The following is an 18,763-nucleotide window of genomic DNA, read 5'->3' on the forward strand; positions in this document are numbered from 1 at the left end:
TATGAACTATATTAATAAAATTTTATTATTCGCATTCCTTACAGTAGGTGCCTTTTTAAGTGCTCAAACAGGTCCGCCGGCTCCTCCGGGTGGTGGTGGTGGTGGTGTTGGGCCGGGTGCCCCGGCGTCGCCAATTGATGCATACATTTATGTATTGGGCATTGTAGCAGTTTTATTTATTGCTTATTATGCAAAGAGAGCAAGTAAAAAACTCGCTTAGTACTGGATTAAAACAAAAAAAAGAACTCACCGTAACTCGGTGGGTTTTTTTATATTTACAACATGAAAAAAATTGTTCTATTTACAAGTTTATTGATGTGCATTTCCTATAGCGCACAATTTAAAATCAGCATTGAAGCACCGGCGTCATTTGCACCAAAGGAAGTTTACCTTTATACCTTAAATGGTTCTAAAGATGTCCTGAGCACCAGAGAAATAAAAAAAGGAAATGCCTGGCAAATTCAGGTAAAACAACCATACACCGGAATGATGAAACTTTATTTTCCGGAAAATAATGCTACCATCAATTTTATTTCCGAGAACAAAGATGTAAAGCTGAAGTTTACCACCGCAAATAATAAAATTACGGACGTAGCATATCTGGATGAAGCGAACGCAACGATGAACCAAATTCAGGATATACAGCAGAAGAAAGAAATAATTTTGCCGGCGCTTTACCAGATTAAAGAATATTATAAAACAGACGCTGGTTTCGGTACCGCGCTTACTCAGGAAATTGAGCGGCTGTCTACAAATGTGACCGACGCTACAAAATTTCCGTTCATCAACTTCTACAACACCAATTACAGAAAATACATTGAAAAGAAAGCAGGTGCAAACGCGGTCACCCATGCGGAAATCATTGATTTTATAAACAAATCAACCGACATGCTGGAAACTTCTTCGTTGTTGCGTCCCATTTTGGTATCTTATTTAAACATCGGACCAAGCACAAACATCATTGCCGATGTGGACAAACTTTTAGCTGCGGTAAATACTGAAACGCCACGCGGGCAAACAGTAATGTCGGAACTGATTGAAATTTTCGACACCTATGGAATGCCCGATTTGAAAAATAAATATCTCACCGAAGCCACCAATTTAAAATGTACAATTAACGACCGGCTAGCTCAAACCATTTCCACCAACAAAAACACGGAAATTGGTGCGGTTTTCCCGAATTACACATTTAAAAATGCCAGCAACACGACCGCGAAAACGCTTCACGATATTAAGGCTGATAAAAAAGTAGTGGTTTTTTGGGCTTCAACATGTTCGCACTGCGAAGCAGAACTGCCAACGCTTATTGAAAAATACAATGCTATTAAAGGTCAGAAAGGTGAAATCGTTGCTTTGTCTTTAGACAATGACAAAAGCGCCTACGAAAGCAAGGTGAAAATGCTTCCGTGGATTAATGATACAGAGTTGAAAGGCTGGAACAGTTCTTATTCTGACACCTACAACATCCATGCGACACCAACGTATTTCATACTGGACGCTAACAACAAAATCATAGCAAAGCCAGACCACGCTGCCGACGTAATTTCTTATCTAAAGTTAAAGTAATTATTTGCTACCTCACAAAATATTTTTATATTTGCACCACCAAAACGGCGAGGTAGCTCAGTTGGTTAGAGCGCAGGATTCATAACCCTGAGGTCACGGGTTCAATTCCCGTCTTCGCTACAAAAAAACCCGGCAAAAGCTGGGTTTTTTCGGTTTTAGCAATTTCAGATTTTTTGCCCTTGTAGCGGCAAATATTTAATGAAGATTTCCTCTTCATATTATCTTGATTTTCACGTGACAAATATCACTCTGCAAAAAATATAAAAAAGCTACTTACCAATGTGGTAATGTTGTAAATTTGCACTACATTTACAATGCTTAAGGAGAAATCCTTAGAGAGTAAATAAATTTTTTTTCATCATTTGTGTTTTTAGAATCGCTTCGTAAGTTGCGATTCTTTTTATTTCACATTTTCGTCGTAGCGCAGCAACAGATCGATGAAATAAGAATACGTAATGGTGCCGTCCTGCTGGTTGCTTTTCAGAAAAAGATCATTGGTGAAACCGAAAAAAATATCGAGCAATCCGGCATGTTTTTCAACAAATAATTTTTCCGCATTTCGGTCGCGTTTCATTCCTTCCGAATAATTATCAATCACATTTTTTACAAATTCCGGATTTTCTTCTACCAATGAATTCAAAAGTGATTTCAAAACAAAATAGTCTGTGCTGTATTTTAAATCTGGGTTTTTCGAATTTCTTCCAATTAAATAACCTACGAAATTTGCTTCCTGTTCGCGCGCAAAACCAAGCTGATGCGCGCTTTCATGCGCTAAAGTGAACGGCAAATACGTGTCCGGTAAATCAGCATTATATTGTGTTTCGGCGGTAAACGGATTATAATAACCCAAAATCCCGCTATAACTTATGACGTTATGGAACAGCGACTTTTTAAACGCATGAATTTCCGTTGCAGATTTTCGGCTCAAAAAGGCCGGAATTTTTTTCTGTTGTGCTAAAACTTCAGTTTCCACTTTCTGGAAATCATTAATTCTGAAAACACCGTGCTCATCTTCACTTACAAATTCCCGCGATTTTTTGCATTTTTCCAGATATTTTAAAGTCAGAAATTTTACCTCATTTAACCCGATATTTTTTTCCGGTAGCTTTTCCAAAAGTGGTTTTTGAAAGTAAAGCATTCCCCAGAAAATCTGGTAGATGAAATACAGTACATTTAAAAACATTAAAAATTTTAGCAGGTAAACGGGCCTTTTTTTCCGGTTTAAAATTTTAATGAAAATAAATGCGAAATAAATAATCAGCAAAATGTATAAAACATCACCGACCGAAAACGGAATTCCCGCAAATAATTTTTGATGGGACGCTTTCTGAAATTCAAAAAAATGATGGAATAACGCCGAAAAAAACTGGATTTTCGAAAACAGAAAAAACAAAACAAATTGGGCAAGTAATAAACCTGCCCAAAATCTTTTTCTGCGATATAGTTTTTTAAAATTAATGAGCATTTGCTTTTTCCACGCTGTCTAATTCAATTCCCTGCTTTTTCAGAATTTTGGTCACCTGAACGGCGTAGAAAGCCAGATAAGCGAAACACGCGACGCCAACGATGTAGCTGAAATGAATGTTCACCGCATCTGCAAGTACGCCCTGAATCCAGGAAACTATTCCGCCGCCCATAATCATCATAATTAGATATCCCGAACCCTGATTGGTGTGCTTACCGAGACCGTTAATCGCCAGCGCGAAAATACACGGCCAAAGTGTGGAGCAGAACAAACCAACGCTTGTAAATGCGTAAACCGAGGTCATTCCGGTGGTCATCATTCCGATTACCAAAGCTAAAATTCCCATGCCGGAGAAAATAAGCAGCATGCGCGCGGGATTTCCTTTACTCGCAATATCGGCCGCGATCATCACCAAAATAATCAGTCCGTACACATAAAAATGCGAGAGATCGTGCTGTGCGATGGCGTTTACCAAAAGGAAAACTCCGAAAGCCAAATAAGGTGCTAAAAAGCGCAGAATTTTCTTCGTTCCGGAGGTCACATCAAAAGCTTCTACAGCGCCGGTCCAACGCCCGATCATCAATGAAGCCCAGTATAACGAAACGTAAGGCGCAATATCTTTAGTCGAAAATCCGAGTGAATTTTCCATATAAGCCGGCAAATTACTCGCCGTAGAAACTTCGACGCCCACGTAAACAAAAATCGCGATCATTCCTAAAACCAACTGCGGATATTTCAAAGCTGAATCGCGGTGTTCGCCCGGAATTACATCTTCTGTATCTTCTTTTATGGTTGGAGTAATTTGTGGTAAAGACGAAAATTTAAGTAAAATTGCCACCAAAATAAAAGCAACACCCAAAACCAAATACGGAATTTTTACCGATTCAATGCTCGCTTCGGTATTTCCGGCGGTTACAGAACCGAAAATCGCAAAAGAAACAATCAGCGGTCCGATGGTCGTTCCGAAGTTATTGATTCCTCCTGCCATTGTTAAACGCTGCGAACCGGTTTCTGAAGGTCCAACTTCAATCGCAAGCGGATTTGCAACAATCTGCTGTAGCGAAAACCCAAGTCCTACGATAAAAAGTCCGGAAATCATTAGCGGAAATGAACCGAGATTCGCGGCAGGATAAAATAGCAAAGTTCCGGAAGCGGAAATCAGCAAACCTAAAATTAAGCCGTTTTTGTAGCCAATTTTATTCACCAAATCCTGCTTCATCGCGCGCGATACAAACATATAAATAAGAGAACCTACGGTATATGCGACGTAAAAAGCAACCGAAACCAGCTGACTTTGACTTTGGGTAAGATCAAAAGCTTTTTTGAAAACCGGAATTAAAATATCGTTACTGGCTGCAACGAAACCCCAAAAGAAAAAGACCGTAACCAACGGCACGAACTGTCCCCAATTGGTTTGCTTAGAATAATTTGTCGACATATAAAGTTATTTTTTGAAAACAAATATAGCCGTTTTATTCCATTATTGGTGGTTTACCAACACATTTTTGATTTGGTTAAAAGCCGCGCTTTTCAGCTCGGAAACACTTTCTTCTGGTTCGATAACATCGGTGAAATAAACTTTCACTTTTCCCGGAAAACCACGCGACGCATCGAACGGAAACATTTCCTTTAAACCCACAAAAGTAAAAACTGCCAGCGGCGACTGATGTTTTGAAGCCAAGGTGAAAGCGCCGTCTTTAAAGGTGTCCAGAATTATCGAAGTATCTTCAGCCACGCCACCTTCCGGAAAAATGACGATGCTGTCGCCTTCTTCCATTCTTTCCGCGCAGCGGCGGTAAACGTCGGCGCGGCTTTTTGGCGAACTGCGGTCCACCATCACGCAGATTCTTTTGTAAACCAACCCAAAAACCGGGATTTTTTCGATTTCTTTTTTACCGACATAACACAGCGGATGATTTGGCATTAAAATGCACGGTAACATCACATCCATTATCGAAGTGTGGTTGGAAATGAAAACATATTGCCGGTTTTTATCGATTTTTTTTTCCGTGAGCTTTATTAAGTCATACCGAAAACCCATTCCGTAAAACATACCGAAACACCAGAGCCGGATGAATTTATAAGCAACGGGGTAATGTTCTTTTTTTACGGAGAAAGCCAAAACGGGAATCGCCAATAAAAAGGTGAGCACCGCACCTAATAATATCATCCATCCGCGCCAGAGATAATTAAAAAATTTCGTCATAAAATGGCATTTTTTCTGGTTTTGTCTAAAACCTTATCCGTTGAAAATGATTTTCTTTTTTACGGAATAATTTAAAATCGAAACAAGCAGGATCGCAGAAATTTTACTTAAAATCTCACGGCTGAAGACGAACACGCCGACATCCAGATGATCGCTGAAGATAAAGCTGAAGAAAATCTGGAAAAAAATTAAGCTTAAAATGGTGGAAAAAACCGAAACCGTCATAAAGTAAACAAATTCCCGCCTTTTCGAATGTTTGCCTCTTTCAAATACAAACCAGATGCTCAGGAAATAATTGGTGATGATGCCGCAGCTGGTAGAAAAAATGTTGCTTAAAGGGAAATGAATGCCGTGGAAATTTCTTTCATTTTCAAAAAAAACCGGCAAATAAAGGGTAAAAATCTTAAAAAATCCAATTTCTACAAAAGCGCTCAGCGCTCCTGCGATACCAAAAAAAACAATCTGTTTTTGCTTAAAAAGAAGTTGCTTCATAACTCAACTTGCAAATTTAAAATTATATGTTAAACAATCAGAAAAAGATGTTAAATTATTTTTTCGTCTTTCTATTTTGTTTACTTTTATTTTGCCAAATAAGAAAATACGATTATAAAGTTTTCATTTTTAGGCAGTTATTGAAGATTGAATTTCGCAGATTTTTAAATTTTAATTGAAAATATTTCGACACAAAACCTAATAAATCACGCCATGAGAACCAAGTCACCACCCCGAAAGTTCAAGCCGTTTCAAAAGAAAATTGAAGCCTTGGAAAAAGAAAGTCCACGTTTCAAAAGAGTCTTTACAGAATATGAAACCATGTCGGAAGAATTATGGAATCTGGAGCACACCGATGTCACCAGTATTCCCGATGATTTTCTGGATGCCATAAAACTTCAAACCGAATATTTGAAAGAAGAAATAGATGATTGGCTTTTACAGGACAACAACGTGCAGTAAGAAGCAATTTTCAAAAATTTGCTGTTTGTTCAGCTAAAAAAGTTCCCGCCAGAAGCTTTATCTTTGCAAAAATCTTCGCGGCAGCTTATGAACATCAATCTCACGCAAAACAGAAATTTAAAACTCTTTAAATTAATCTCCGAAGTCGCCCAGAAAAACGGACAAACCGTTTTTATCGTCGGCGGTTACGTGCGCGATTTGCTTTTACACCGTTCGGTGCCCACCGATATCGATTTTGTGACAGAAGGAAACGGAATGACTTTGGCAAAAGCCGTTGCCCACGAAATTGAACCTACACCCAAAGTTTCCCTTTTTAAAAATTACGGTACCGCGATGTTCAAACATAAAGGTTTGGACCTGGAGTTTGTTGGTGCCAGAAAAGAAAGCTATTCCGAAAATTCCCGAAATCCGTCGGTAGAAAACGGCACCTTGGAAGATGACCAGAAACGCCGTGATTTTACAATTAATGCTTTGGCGATCTCTTTAAACCCGGAAAATTTTGGTGAACTCATCGATCCGTTTGATGGTTTAAAAGATCTTCAGCAGAAAATTTTGCGCACGCCTTTAGAACCGAGCCAAACTTATTCTGACGATCCTTTGCGGATGATGCGCGCGATTCGTTTTGCTTCCACTTTAAATTTTAAAATTGAAGAAAATTCGCTGAACGCGATTTCCAAAGAAGCTGCGAGAATCAAAATCGTTTCGATGGAACGCATTATGGTGGAATTCAACAAAATCATGCTTTCCGAAAGACCTTCGCTCGGTTTGAAATTATTGGAAAAAACAGGCATTTTGCCGTTAATAATTCCAGAACTCACTGCACTTCGCGGAATTGAAGAAATTGAAGGTCAAACGCACAAAGATAACTTTTGGCACACGCTGGAAGTGGTAGATAATATTTCGCAAAACACCGATAATCTCTGGCTTCGTTGGGCAGCTTTGTTGCACGACATCGGTAAAGCACCGACAAAAAAATTTCTGGAAGGCAGCGGCTGGACTTTTCACGGCCACGAATTTTTAGGCTCTAAAATGGTCAAAAATCTTTTTCACCGTCTGAAACTACCGATGGGAAGCGACATGAAATATGTTCAAAAATTGGTAAAACTTTCGTCGCGCCCGATTGCTTTGATTGATGACGACACTTCAGATGCGGCGCTGCGCCGACTTTTATTCGACGCTGGCGACGATCTCGAAGATTTATTTACGCTGTGTAAAGCGGACATTACCACAAAAAACGCTTCAAAACAGGCAAAATTTAAGCGGAATTTTGAAGAAGTTGCCGTAAAAATAAAAGAAGTTGAAGAAAAAGACCAGGTCCGGAATTTTCAGCCACCGATTTCCGGCGAAGAAATTATGGAACTTTTCAACCTTAAGCCCGGACGAGAAATCGGGATTTTAAAAGAAAAAGTGAAAGAAGCGATTTTGGAAGGTGAAATTGCAAACGATAAAACCGAAGCGCGAAACTTTGTCATTAAAGAAGCTGAAATTTTGGGCCTTATTTTGGCAAAAAATTAAAAAATATAAAAAACCCTCTCAAAATTTTGAAAGGGTTTTTTCTTTAAGTTTTTAAAACTGATAATTTACGCCGAGCGAGTAATTTCGCGGTTTCGTTGTAAAGCCGATAACGTCCACATACGATATGTTGAAAAGATTTCCGATGTTCAGATAACTTTCAATCTTTGGCGAAATTTTCTGGTTTATGTTTAAATTGAACAAATTATAACCTTTCAAATCCACATTTTCAACCATAAAAGTCTCGGAATTGTAAAAAGCATCACTTCTTCTCGACACAAACTGGTGAATGAAATTAATTCTGGTGCTTTTAAACGGCAAAATTTCTAGAAACGAATTTACACGCTGTTTCGGCTGTCGTAACATGGTTTCTCGTTTGTCTTTTTCCACAAAGCTGAAATTCCCACCAAAATTCAGCATTTCATTCAGCTTATACGTGAAACCAATATCAAAACCTTTCACCGTATTTTCGCCAACGTTTTTAAACTGTCCGGCGTATGTTTGAAAATCTGTGATTTCGTACGCAAAAGCATCTTTTTCTTCGCGCTGAAACAAGCTCGCCGTAAAAACGATGCTTCGGTCTTTTTTACCTAAACTTAAATCGATTTCGTGTGAAGAATTGGTTTCCGGTTTCAAATCAAAATTTGGTAAAACGTACGGCAGCGAACCGTAATTTTGGTATAAAGTCGGGGCGATAAACGCCGTTGCATATGAATAACCGAGCTTAAAATAGACGGTTTCGAGTTCTTTTAAAATAAAAGGGTTAAGGCTGTAAACCCAGTGATTTCCAAATTTAGAATTATCGGTCATTCTCGCGCCCGCGTCCAGATTCCAAATGTTATATTTGAAATTGAAATTTGCGAAAGCATCAAAAGTCTGAAGTTTGGTATCATCCATTTTCAAATCTTCCTGCAAAGAAGTTCCGCCCCACGGCAGCGATTTTGCGCCCATTTTTTGGTTTTCAAACTGAACGCCGGCGGTAAAACCGATATTTTCATTGAACTCATAATGGTTGAATAATTCGGTGAAAAAATCTGTGCCGGAATACGAAAACAGGTCTTGATATTCGGTATTTACCAAACTTTGACCAAGTCTTTCATTGCCTGAAAATCTGGTATTTAGAGTGATTTCACCTTTGTTGTATCTGAAATTTGCATTTCCACCAATGTAACTTTGCTGGTCATCCGAACGGTAATCTCCGTCGGTAAAAGCGCCGCCGTCGTATTGGAAAAGATGATGATTCCATCCGCCGTTAATGTTGACGTCGAAATTTTCATCAGCGTAGCCAAGATTGGCGTTTACGTTTTGCTTTTCAAAACCGTCTTTTTCAAAATTCTCGCCTTTCGCGGAAGAAAGTCCTTCGGACTTTTCGTTAAAACCGGAAATTTGGTAATTATAGCGGCTGATTTTTCCTTTTACTAAAGCGTTCTGCGCAAATGTTTTAAATGAACTGGCGCGCGCGCCAACAATTCCTTCGATGTTTTTGGTTGCGGATTTTTTGGTTTTAATGTTGATCACCGAAACCGTAGCGTTGCTGCCGTACAAAACCGACGAAGCTCCGTTTAAAATCTCAATGCTTTCTACATTTTCCACAGCCAGTAGCCGTAAATCAGAAACATTATAGTCATTACCGGTGACGTCTTTCATCGGAATTCCATCAATTAAAATGAGAACATTCGCACTTTTTCCTCCACGGATTTTCATAGCTTTCGGTTCCTGGCTGTTGTTTTGGTTTCCGACAATTTGAAAACCGGAAACCTGGCTGAGCACTTCTGACAAATCCTGACCTCTGTGTTTTTCCAGATCTTTTTCCGTGACCAATTGCACGTTTTTTCCGGTTTTGTAAAGTTGCTGTTTGGTTTTGGAAGCGATGGTCACTTCATCGATTTGAAATTCCTGTTGGGCAAAAATGTCTGAACTTACGACAAGCATTGCTCCAACAAAAAATAATCTTTTTTTCATAAAAAAATAATTTTTGGTTAAAGTGTACTTATCGGAAAAATGTAGGTAAAATAGCCGAAAAAAAATTTCCAGCAATTCACGACTCTTCCTCCGAAAGCGTTTAATAATGGTACTTTCAGCAAGGTCTCCTGACTTTCACTTTGCTTCACCTTCCCGTTTCCAGTGGTTTTTCCGAAGCAATTCTTTAGCGTGATTTACAGTTGCGGGGACAGTCCGTGATTTTCACACGATTCCCTTTTCTAAAAGCATGGCAAAGATAGCGGAAATATCCGGCTAAAAGCAGATATTTTTGCGGTTTATCTTGGTGAATTTAAAACGAAAAATTTGCCGCTTTTCAGGCATTTTTTTTCAGTTTAGCTAGTTGAAACTTTGTCTTTTAGATAATGGTAAATTTCGATTTGGGAACGGATCGGAACATCTCCATCTTGCACATAAAAATTCCTAAGTTTTTTATCGAGAATTCTGGCTTTTACATTATCATTCAGCTGAATGTCAAGCTGTTCCTTGATTTCCTTTTTTAAATTTTTCTGCGTGATTTTTGCCGCCGCTTCAATGCGGTGATCCAGATTTCGCGTCATCCAGTCGGCGGAGGAAATGTAAATGTCTTCCTGACCTTTATTGTAAAAATACATGATGCGCGAATGTTCCAGATACTCATCAACGATGCTGATCGCGGAAATTTTTTGCTTAAAATCTTTCTGGTTGATGGCGCAGTAAATGCCGCGCACGATCATTTTCACCGTCACGCCGGCTTTCGCGGCTTCATAAATTTTGGTGATGAGCGCGCGGTCGCTGCAGGAATTTACTTTAATGATAATCAAAGCTTTTTTGCCGGCTTTAGCTTCATCAATTTCTTTATCAATGTGCTGGATGATTTTTTCGCGCATAAAATCAGGGCAAACCAAAAGGTTTTTACAGGATTTCAATGCAAGCATAATGTCGTGTTTTGGCTTTTTTAGAACGCTGAAAACTTTGTTGATGTCTGCCATAATTGCGCGGTCGGAAGTCATCAGCAAATGGTCGCCGTAAATTTTAGCCGTTTTTTCATTGAAATTTCCGGTACTTACAAAACCATACTGAAGGGTTTTATTGTGTACTCTTTTTTTGATGACACACAGTTTCGCGTGAACTTTCTTGTTTGGAATTCCGACCAGAACTTTTGCGCCTTCCTGCTCCAGAATTTCTTTCCAGCCCAGATTATTTTCTTCGTCGAAACGCGCGCGGAGTTCCAGCATCACTGTCACTTCTTTGCCGTTGCGTACGGCGTTTATCAAAGCATTGATAATTTTTGAATTGCTCGCCAGTCGGTACGCAGTAATTTGAATTGATTTTACCTCCGGATCCATCGCAGCTTCGCGTAACAAATCAATGACAGGCGTGAATTTATGATACGGAAAGGAAAGCAAGATATCGGTTTTTTGAATGACATCGGTGATTCGCTTTCCGACGAAATCAGCATGATCGAAGGAAGTTCTTTCAATGGGTTTTTGATGCGTCTCAAAAACATCTGGAAACTCCATGAAATGCCGAAAATTATGAATCTTTCCACCCGGAATAATGCTGTCTTTTTTGCTTAAATTCAGCTTTCGGATCAGAAATTCAAGCAAAGCCTTATCCATTTCTTTGTCAAAAACGAAACGCGTCGGTTTTCCTTTTCGCCGCGATTTTATGCCTTTTTCAATTTTTTCTGCCAGCGTCGTACGGATGTCGTTATCTAAATCAAACTCCGCATCTTTGGTAACTTTGAAGCAATGCGCCACAAATTCTTTATATCCAAAATAGGAGAAAATATGCGGTAAATTATGAATGATGACATCTTCGAGCAAAGTCACATTTTTTTCACCGTCGTTTTCGCTTGGAAGCAAAACGAAACGTCCTAAAGTGCGTGACGGAATTTCGATAATCGCGAATTGACTTTCGTACTGTAAATCTTTTTTCCGCATTGCTACGCCCAAATACAGCGATTTATCTCGCAAATACGGCATTGCAGTATTTTCGTGAAGCAAAATCGGGATGACGTTGCTTTCAACAAACTCATCAAAATAATCAACCACAAATTTTTGCTGCTTTACGGTTAGATTTTTTGCAGTTTTAATGTAAACATTCTGTTCCGCCATTTCCACCTGAATTTTTGTCCAGGTTTTATCGAAATTCTGCTGTTGTCGGATTACGATATCGGTAATGTTCTGCAAGATTTTGGTTGGCGGCTGGTAAAAAGATTCGGTGATGAATTTTTCTTTAAAATCCATGGCGCGCTTTAAACCGGCAACGCGAACTCGGAAAAATTCGTCCAGATTATTCGAAAAAATTCCCATAAACCGAATACGCAAATGCAGCGGAACATGAGGATCCATGGCTTCCTGGAGCACACGTTCATTAAAGGCGAGCCACGTAATATCACGCGGATTGAAAAGATTGGACATTCTACTTTTTTACTTCTTCAAAAATAGAGATTTAAGATGGGTATAATGGTGGATTTTTGGTGAAGATCAGCAAAATTATCGCGTTTTTAGTAAAATTTAACGTAAAAACTTTGCTATATTTGAGGAACTACAACTGCAATAAATGAAATTTTTACTGGAAGACGATTTATTAAAACAGACAAAAGCTGAATTTAAGAAATATTATAAAGGTGATATTATTTTTAGCGAAGGGGAGTGCTCACAATTTTTTCATTATCTGAAAGAAGGCGAACTTTCGGTTTCTAACCTGACTGAAAAAGGCAAGGAACTGTTGCAGCACAAAGTAAAAGCCGGCCATTTTTTCGCAGAACCGGCAGTACTTCTCGGCGTTGGTTTTCCCGGAAATGTGGAAGTCTGCACCGACAAAGCCGAAATCATTAAGATTCCGCGCGACAATCTGATTAAATATTTAAAGGAAAATCCGGAAATTCTGTTTGAATTCACGCTTTCTGTGGCGAATAAATCCATTAAAAAAAGCCAGCTTTTAAAGCAAATTGTCCTCTTCAATCCCGAAGACCGCATTACGCTTCAGCTGCAGGATTTCAAAAGAGAAATGGGAAAGCCGGATGAAAAAGTTTTGATTCAGCTTACGCGGAAAGATTTGGCGCACATGACCGGCCTCCGCATTGAAACCGTTATCCGCACCATAAAAAAAATGGAAAAAGAGGAGAAACTGGAAATTGTAAACGGTAAAATAATTTATTAAAAAGGCTGATGGAAATCATACCGAAAATCATCTGAATCTTAGTGTTAATCAGTTTTTTGCTTTTATTTTTGTAATATGAAGAATATTGTTTTTTGGCTCCGGTTTTCAGTTCTTAACTTTTTTATTGTTGCCATTTTAGGCGTTATTATGCGTTATAAAATCGCATATTCGCTGCCGATTGTGGACCAGAAATTCATGCAGGAAGCGCATTCGCATTTTGCTTTTTACGGCTGGATTACCCAAATTATCTACGTTCTTATCATCCGCTATCTGTACGGAATTTTACCTGCTGAAACGCTAAAAAAATACAATATTCTGCTGATTATCAATGCGGTATCAGCATATGTAATGATTCCGAGTTTTATTTACAACGGTTATTTCTCGGTTTCAATAGCGGCTTCTACTGCGGCGTTGCTCACCAGTTTTGCATTCTTTTTCTTTTTACTCCGCGATTTGCGCGGCACGCGTGATTTGATAAAACCCTGGTTTTTAGCCGGACTATTTTTCGCCGTAATTTCCTCAGCAGGCGTTTTCAACTTAAGCTACATGATGGCGACCGAAAATATGAACCAAACGCTGTATCTCGCGTCCACCTATTATTATCTTCATTTCCAGTATAACGGATTTTTCATTTTCTGCTGCATCGGTTTTCTGATGCTTTCGCTGAAAAATATCGGCGCGGTAATCACCGAAAAAGACAATAAACTCATTTTCTGGCTGATGTTTATCGGCTGCATAATCGGTTACGGACTTTCAGTTTTATGGATGAAAATTCCGCTTTGGATTCTGATTGTCATTTTGCTTGGAACAATTGCTCAAACAGTTTCCGCCTTCAAACTCTATCAAGTTGTGAAAGAAAATTGGGGCAAAGTAGTGCAGAATTTTTCCGCCTTGCAAAGATTTGTTTTGATGTATGTCGGCTTCGCTTTTTTCATGAAAATTTTGCTGCAGCTCGGCTCAAATGTTCCGGTCCTCAGCCAGTTTGCTTTTGGTTTCCGAAATGTGGTTATCGCTTACCTTCACCTGATTCTTTTGATGTGTGTTTCGATTTTCCTTTTAAATCAGATTTTAGCGACCAATGTCTTTAAAATGACAAAACCGGTCACCACAGGCTTAAAATTGCTGCTGTTAGGAATTTTCCTTAATGAAGCGGTTTTAGGTTTAATGGGCCTCTTCTCCACACAATATATTGCGGTTCCGTACGCGGCAGAAATTCTTTTAGCAGTTTCATTATTGATGATGTTTTCACTGTTTTATATTTGGTTCAGCCTGAAACCAAAAACGATATAAAAAAACACTTCCCACTTAATTGGAAAGTGTAAACAAAACATTAAATCTAAATCAAAAAAAACAGTCTTTATTGCGGTAAAATTACGTTGTCTACTACGTGCACCATTCCGTTCGATGCAGGTACTGAAGCAATGATGTGCGCTGTACCATTTACAGTTGGTTTGCCATCCACCATTTTAATGGTGATTGATTTTCCATCCACCATGCCGAGATTTTGGCCATCAGTGAACTGATCCGCTTTGATGACGCCGACGTAAGTGTGATGGCTTAAAATATCGTTAAGTTTATCCTTATTTTCCGCTTTTAGAAGATCATCGACAGTTCCTGCTGGTAGTTTATCGAAAGCTTCGTTAGTTGGTGCGAAAACCGTAAAAGGTCCGGCGTTGCTTAATGAAGTCGCAAGACCTGCCGCCTGAACTCCTGTAACTAAAGTAGAAAGGTCTTTATTGCTGACTGCAAGTTTTACGATGTCGGGCGCACTCTCATCGTCCTGAACAGCTTCCTGACCTCCAACTGCCACATTTTCTGTGCTGGTGGTTTCAGTTGTCGCTGCTTCTTCGCTTTTCGCGCAGGAAGAGAAAGCAAGCGCGAGAACAGCAAGCATCATAATTGATTTTTTCATAGTCTTTATTTTATTTGTTAGTTTTTCGGAAGAAGTCAGGTTTTTAAGTCTTTTAACAATATAAATTTAAGTCTATAAAAAATGAAAAAGTATGATTGCAATCACATTGTAACAGGTTAATAGGCTGAGTTTTATCACGTATAACAGAAAAAAAATTTCCGTGCTTTAAAGGTCTCTTTTGTTAAATTTCAGAAGCGACCACAAAAACGGAACGAAAGTCCACAAGGTTAAAATAATCATTGAAATAACCAAGCCGCCACCGGAACCGAAAACCTGTTTGAAAATCGCACCTGCCTGACCCAACATCGCGGCAACATCCAGCTGCAAAAGCACAAAAATTCGTGATAAACCAATCGGGTTTATTGCTGCTAAAGTGGCCATAATTCCCTCAATCGGATAATCTCCGAGTTGGAACATCAGCACAAGTAAAATTCCGTCGTAAATAATGGCGAAAAACATCCAGATAAAAATGGAAACACCGATTCCTTTCGCGCGGTCGCGGCTGGAAATCGCTGCAAGCATTGCTAAAGCGGTGAAAATTATCGACAGAAAAACTCCGGTAATTATCAGTGAAGCGCCGGTTTCTATTGATGAATATAGCAAAATCGGAATTCCGCAACCGAGCAGAAAAGCTAAAATTAATGCCGTTGAAAGGCCTAAAAATAAATTAAACCAAACTTTCGCGCGCGGCACCGGCTGACTCAGCAAAAGTTCAATAAACTGCGAGCTGTTGTACACGTAAATCGTGGAAAAAATAATGCTTACAAGCGGAACAACCAGCAAAACCACATTCAGCAAACTTAAAGTTGCTTTGGTGTAATTGCTTTCAAGACCTAAAACCGACCAGGAAATGATGAAAAGTAAAACCGTGTAAAGAATTACGATTTTGTTTTTTAAAATATCAAATAAAATAAAACGTGCTATTTTGTTCATTTTTTCATCGCTTTTAAAATGGAAATAATTCCGTCGGAAATTTTCGCCGTATTGGTTTGCGTTTTCAGTTCTTCCACGGATTGGTGCACGAGAAGTTTTCCTTCGTTCATGAAAACGATTTCGGTAATCATATCATCGAGTTCGCTTAAAAGATGCGAAGTGATAATGATGAGTTTCCCTTTATTTTTTTCCTTGAGGATTTTATTTTTCAGAATTTCTGTAGCCAGCGGATCGAGGCCGGCAGTCGGTTCATCGAGAATGATGACTTTCGGATTAAACAGAAACGCAAGCACGGCGCTTACTTTTTGGGTAGTTCCACCCGACAGCGTGCGCATTTTTTTCTTATAAATGCTTTTCAGATCGAAGGCTTCCAGAAGTTCGGTGTCCAGTTCTTCCTCAGAATTTTTCCGGGTTTCTTTGATCATTTTTATGGTTTCTTCAATGGTCATATTTTCCGGATAACGACCAATCTGCGGCATATAACCAATGATTTCGCGGTAGCGGTAATCTTCTTTTACGCTTTTTCCATCCACCAGAACATCGCCGGTTTCCACGACATTTAAACCTAAAATACATTTAATGATGGTGGTTTTTCCGCATCCGTTCGGACCGATCAGCGCAATGGAATGTCCATTTTCGAATTTTAAGTTCACATCATCCAGCGCGGTGAACTTGTTAAATTTCTTGGTTAAATTTTTTATTTCAATCATATCATTCAGATGCTCACATCATCGTTTTAAAAAAATGGGCTTTAAAAGCTCTAAATTTTTACCGGTTTTAATACAGGATTTTCATCCACAAAACTTTCCGGTGTAAGTGTCGGCAGTATTTTTTCCATTTTATCTAAAGTATCCACGAGAAAACTCCGGAAAAGCAACATAATCGACGGATTTTGTTCAACCAAAACCGAATATAAACTCAGCGGATGAAAAGGCACATCACCAATCTTATCCTTATTCAGATCATAACCTTCATATTTGTCCCAGAAATTAAAGCGGAAATCGTTCATCACCACCGAACCACTCGTGCTTACATCAAAAGTATTGTTAATGAAATTGTTCCGGAAAACGCGATTTTCCATACAATTCGCATTGATTTTCAGCGCCCAGCCGTTGTCTTCAAACTGGTTGTTGTAAAAGTCGATTTTGGTGGCGCCGTCGGCAAGAATTCCCGTGGTATTGTTCTGGAAAACATTTCCTCGGATTTTGCTGTAAGAAATTTCCTTCAGCAAAAGTCCGTACACGCTGTCGCCCCAGTTATTGATGAATTTGTTGTGGTACATGCTGACATTCATGGCGTACATCACCGCAACGCCGGCACCATTATTATCGAAAACATTGGCGGTGTAAACGCTGTCATTGGAAAACATAAAGTGCAGACCGTAGCGCAAATTGTCGCGGGAAAGGTTATGATAGACGTAGCATTTAACATTTTTTTCGAGGTAAATGCCGTCTTTGTGACCACTGATGTAATTGTTTTTCACCCAGATTTCGCGGCTGCCGAGTAGGTGAATACCGTCGCCGCTGCTTTCCTGCGAACTGCCTCGGTTTGTAGTAATTTTGTTTTTATTAATTAAAATGCGGTAACCGCGCTGTACATAGATTCCGAAATAATTATTTTCGAAAATATTATTTTCAATGACCGAATTGCTGCTGGTATAAATATGAACCGCGGCGATACTCTGAATTTCATCGCGGCCGCTGTTGATAAGTTTAAAACCTTTCAGCACAATATTATCTGCACGAAAAGTAATGATTTCTCCTTTGAAATTTCCATCTAAAATAGGTCTTTCAATGCCGAGTAAAGTAAGCGGTTTTTCGATATCAATCGTTCCTTCGCGGTAAATCCCCTTTTGTACAACAACCGTATCGCCGCTTTTTGCGGCGGCGATAGCTTGTTTTATGGTTTTAAATTCCTCGTTTTTGCCCACCTTGAAAACTGCGGAAAAAGCAAAAAACGGAAAGAGAAAAATTAACGGTAAAAAGGATGTTTTTTTCATTTTCATCTTAACTGCAGACGAATCCTTCAGTTTTGATATTATGGATTTGTAAGTGTGGCGCCGAGTTCTGAAGCTGCTTTTTCCGCTGCTGCTTTGTCGGAATATGCCTGGGTATTTCCGCCCATTGGGCTTTTAATTTGGCCGCCTTTAATAAAAGTTGCAGTACTGCTTTCCACAAATTTTCCGCTTGGGAAATCTGCCACGTAAACGGTTGCACTTCCGGTATTTTCGGGATTTGTCGCTTCGTAATCGCGCAGACAAGCGATGTCATCAAATTTATAAACTCTGCCTTTTTCCGTCAGCAATTGCGTAGCATATTTCGGCTCGGAGATTGTCATCTTGCAGTTGTCGCACTGGTCTTTTCCGATGGTAATTTCCTGTGGACCTTTTTCCGCGCAAGCGGCCAAAGAAAGCATTCCGGCAACGATGAGAGTGTTTTTAATGAAATTCATGATTTTTATTTTTTTAAATTTTAATGCTTTTAGCAGGTTAAATTTACACCACTTTTTTAGCTGAACGAAATTCTACAAATGCTAAGATAATCAAAATAATTCCGGTGCCGATCATGATGCCGCCTCCAATATTGGGATAAGACCAGACTTCGAAATTGAGCAATTGCTTATAGCCCAACAGCGGCGGTTGGTAAGACATTCCGGGGACAATAATCGCCGCATTTGGATTTAGGTTGTGGCCGTAATCGTAAAGCCAGCGCCAGAAATCAATCACGAAACCTACTCCGAAAAGAAGAAAAAGTCCGGTGACAAAGTACAGGATTTTTCGGCTGTTCATGAAAGCTGCGAGCAAACATAAAGCAGCAAAAAATGCCAACGCATAGGGTAAAATTTTAAATTCCCAAAATTCATCAGCGTGAATTTCTTTCATGCCGATGTAGTGGTTCAAACCGTTGATGATTTGATATTCACCACTCACTTTATTGGAGTGGATGAACATCGCAAGTCCTTCGGGGTATTGTGGCGCGTTCAGATAGATAGACCAAATGGGAACAAAAATCGCCACAGCCAGAGCAATACCTAAGATGATTAGCGTGATTTTTGTCCACTGATGAAGAGGAAGTGTTTTCATTTT

18 protein-coding genes, 1 tRNA gene and 1 riboswitch are annotated in these 18,763 nt (G+C 39.3%); of the genes, 7 read left to right on the forward strand and 12 right to left on the reverse strand.

Features of this window, described 5'->3' with window-relative positions; all coding sequences use genetic code 11:
• The first annotated feature begins 1 nt into the window (after position 1).
• The 3 genes from BMZ55_RS09315 (at position 2) to BMZ55_RS09325 (ending at position 1,686) form a co-directional block, all read left to right on the forward strand.
• A complete protein-coding gene (locus tag BMZ55_RS09315; RefSeq protein ID WP_089820100.1) occupies positions 2 to 220 on the forward strand; it encodes a hypothetical protein in 219 nt (72 codons plus the stop codon).
• Between the two features lie 62 nt (positions 221 to 282).
• Positions 283 to 1,566, forward strand: coding sequence for a peroxiredoxin family protein (locus tag BMZ55_RS09320; protein ID WP_089820101.1), 1,284 nt, complete (start codon positions 283 to 285; stop codon positions 1,564 to 1,566).
• 46 nt (positions 1,567 to 1,612) lie between these two features.
• Positions 1,613 to 1,686 (forward strand) — tRNA-Met (locus tag BMZ55_RS09325).
• 280 nt (positions 1,687 to 1,966) lie between these two features.
• Here BMZ55_RS09325 and BMZ55_RS09330 read toward each other — a convergent pair.
• The 4 genes from BMZ55_RS09330 to BMZ55_RS09345 all read right to left on the reverse strand — a co-directional run bounded on the left by BMZ55_RS09330 (position 1,967) and on the right by BMZ55_RS09345 (position 5,729).
• Positions 1,967 to 2,959: a DUF3810 domain-containing protein gene (locus BMZ55_RS09330; protein ID WP_233701936.1), complete on the reverse strand. Its 993-nt coding sequence runs from the start codon at positions 2,957 to 2,959 to the stop codon at positions 1,967 to 1,969.
• Between the two features lie 61 nt (positions 2,960 to 3,020).
• A complete protein-coding gene (locus BMZ55_RS09335; protein WP_089820102.1) occupies positions 3,021 to 4,469 on the reverse strand; it encodes an MFS transporter in 1,449 nt (482 codons plus the stop codon).
• 42 nt (positions 4,470 to 4,511) lie between these two features.
• Positions 4,512 to 5,237 carry a lysophospholipid acyltransferase family protein gene (locus tag BMZ55_RS09340; RefSeq protein ID WP_089820103.1) on the reverse strand — a complete coding sequence of 242 codons (726 nt, stop codon included), beginning with the start codon at positions 5,235 to 5,237 and terminating at the stop codon, positions 4,512 to 4,514.
• Positions 5,238 to 5,270: 33 nt separating this feature from the next.
• On the reverse strand, positions 5,271 to 5,729 hold the full coding sequence (locus BMZ55_RS09345; protein WP_089820104.1) for a GtrA family protein: 459 nt from the start codon (positions 5,727 to 5,729) through the stop codon (positions 5,271 to 5,273).
• Between the two features lie 213 nt (positions 5,730 to 5,942).
• Here BMZ55_RS09345 and BMZ55_RS09350 point away from each other — a divergent pair, with 213 nt between their 5' ends.
• The gene (locus BMZ55_RS09350; RefSeq protein WP_039341186.1) at positions 5,943 to 6,191 is read left to right on the forward strand and encodes a hypothetical protein; all 249 of its coding nucleotides are present in this window, start codon (positions 5,943 to 5,945) and stop codon (positions 6,189 to 6,191) included.
• Between the two features lie 87 nt (positions 6,192 to 6,278).
• Positions 6,279 to 7,706: a CCA tRNA nucleotidyltransferase gene (locus tag BMZ55_RS09355; protein ID WP_089820181.1), complete on the forward strand. Its 1,428-nt coding sequence runs from the start codon at positions 6,279 to 6,281 to the stop codon at positions 7,704 to 7,706.
• Between the two features lie 51 nt (positions 7,707 to 7,757).
• Here the strand turns inward: BMZ55_RS09355 and BMZ55_RS09360 are convergent, their stop codons facing one another.
• Positions 7,758 to 9,665 (reverse strand): TonB-dependent receptor plug domain-containing protein, encoded by a 1,908-nt coding sequence (locus BMZ55_RS09360; protein WP_089820105.1) that lies wholly within the window; start codon positions 9,663 to 9,665, stop codon positions 7,758 to 7,760.
• A 101-nt stretch (positions 9,666 to 9,766) separates the two neighbouring features.
• Positions 9,767 to 9,957, reverse strand: a riboswitch (cobalamin riboswitch).
• 61 nt (positions 9,958 to 10,018) lie between these two features.
• Complete coding sequence (gene ppk1, locus BMZ55_RS09365; RefSeq protein WP_089820106.1) at positions 10,019 to 12,088, reverse strand: polyphosphate kinase 1; 2,070 nt, start codon at positions 12,086 to 12,088, stop codon at positions 10,019 to 10,021.
• Positions 12,089 to 12,230: 142 nt separating this feature from the next.
• On the opposite strand from ppk1, the gene BMZ55_RS09370 reads away from it, so the two are divergent.
• Positions 12,231 to 12,833, forward strand: coding sequence for a Crp/Fnr family transcriptional regulator (locus BMZ55_RS09370; protein WP_089820107.1), 603 nt, complete (start codon positions 12,231 to 12,233; stop codon positions 12,831 to 12,833).
• Between the two features lie 75 nt (positions 12,834 to 12,908).
• On the forward strand, positions 12,909 to 14,123 hold the full coding sequence (locus tag BMZ55_RS09375; protein ID WP_089820108.1) for a hypothetical protein: 1,215 nt from the start codon (positions 12,909 to 12,911) through the stop codon (positions 14,121 to 14,123).
• Positions 14,124 to 14,190: 67 nt separating this feature from the next.
• On the opposite strand, the gene BMZ55_RS09380 is transcribed toward BMZ55_RS09375, so the two are convergent.
• From BMZ55_RS09380 to BMZ55_RS09405, 6 genes are all read right to left on the reverse strand, one after another.
• On the reverse strand, positions 14,191 to 14,745 hold the full coding sequence (locus BMZ55_RS09380; protein WP_039341175.1) for a fasciclin domain-containing protein: 555 nt from the start codon (positions 14,743 to 14,745) through the stop codon (positions 14,191 to 14,193).
• 165 nt (positions 14,746 to 14,910) lie between these two features.
• Positions 14,911 to 15,678, reverse strand: coding sequence for an ABC transporter permease subunit (locus BMZ55_RS09385; RefSeq protein WP_089820109.1), 768 nt, complete (start codon positions 15,676 to 15,678; stop codon positions 14,911 to 14,913).
• Positions 15,675 to 16,388 (reverse strand): ABC transporter ATP-binding protein, encoded by a 714-nt coding sequence (locus BMZ55_RS09390; RefSeq protein WP_039341171.1) that lies wholly within the window; start codon positions 16,386 to 16,388, stop codon positions 15,675 to 15,677. Before BMZ55_RS09390 ends, BMZ55_RS09385 begins: the two co-directional genes overlap by 4 nt.
• Positions 16,389 to 16,438: 50 nt before the next feature.
• Positions 16,439 to 17,677 (reverse strand): nitrous oxide reductase family maturation protein NosD, encoded by a 1,239-nt coding sequence (locus tag BMZ55_RS09395; RefSeq protein WP_177179803.1) that lies wholly within the window; start codon positions 17,675 to 17,677, stop codon positions 16,439 to 16,441.
• Positions 17,678 to 17,715: 38 nt separating this feature from the next.
• Positions 17,716 to 18,129 (reverse strand): nitrous oxide reductase accessory protein NosL, encoded by a 414-nt coding sequence (locus tag BMZ55_RS09400; protein ID WP_089820111.1) that lies wholly within the window; start codon positions 18,127 to 18,129, stop codon positions 17,716 to 17,718.
• A gap of 43 nt (positions 18,130 to 18,172) precedes the next feature.
• Positions 18,173 to 18,760, reverse strand: coding sequence for a hypothetical protein (locus BMZ55_RS09405; protein WP_089820112.1), 588 nt, complete (start codon positions 18,758 to 18,760; stop codon positions 18,173 to 18,175).
• Positions 18,761 to 18,763: the final 3 nt, after the last annotated feature.

Source organism: Kaistella treverensis (assembly GCF_900114045.1).
GTDB classification, from domain to species: Bacteria; Bacteroidota; Bacteroidia; order Flavobacteriales; family Weeksellaceae; genus Kaistella; species Kaistella treverensis.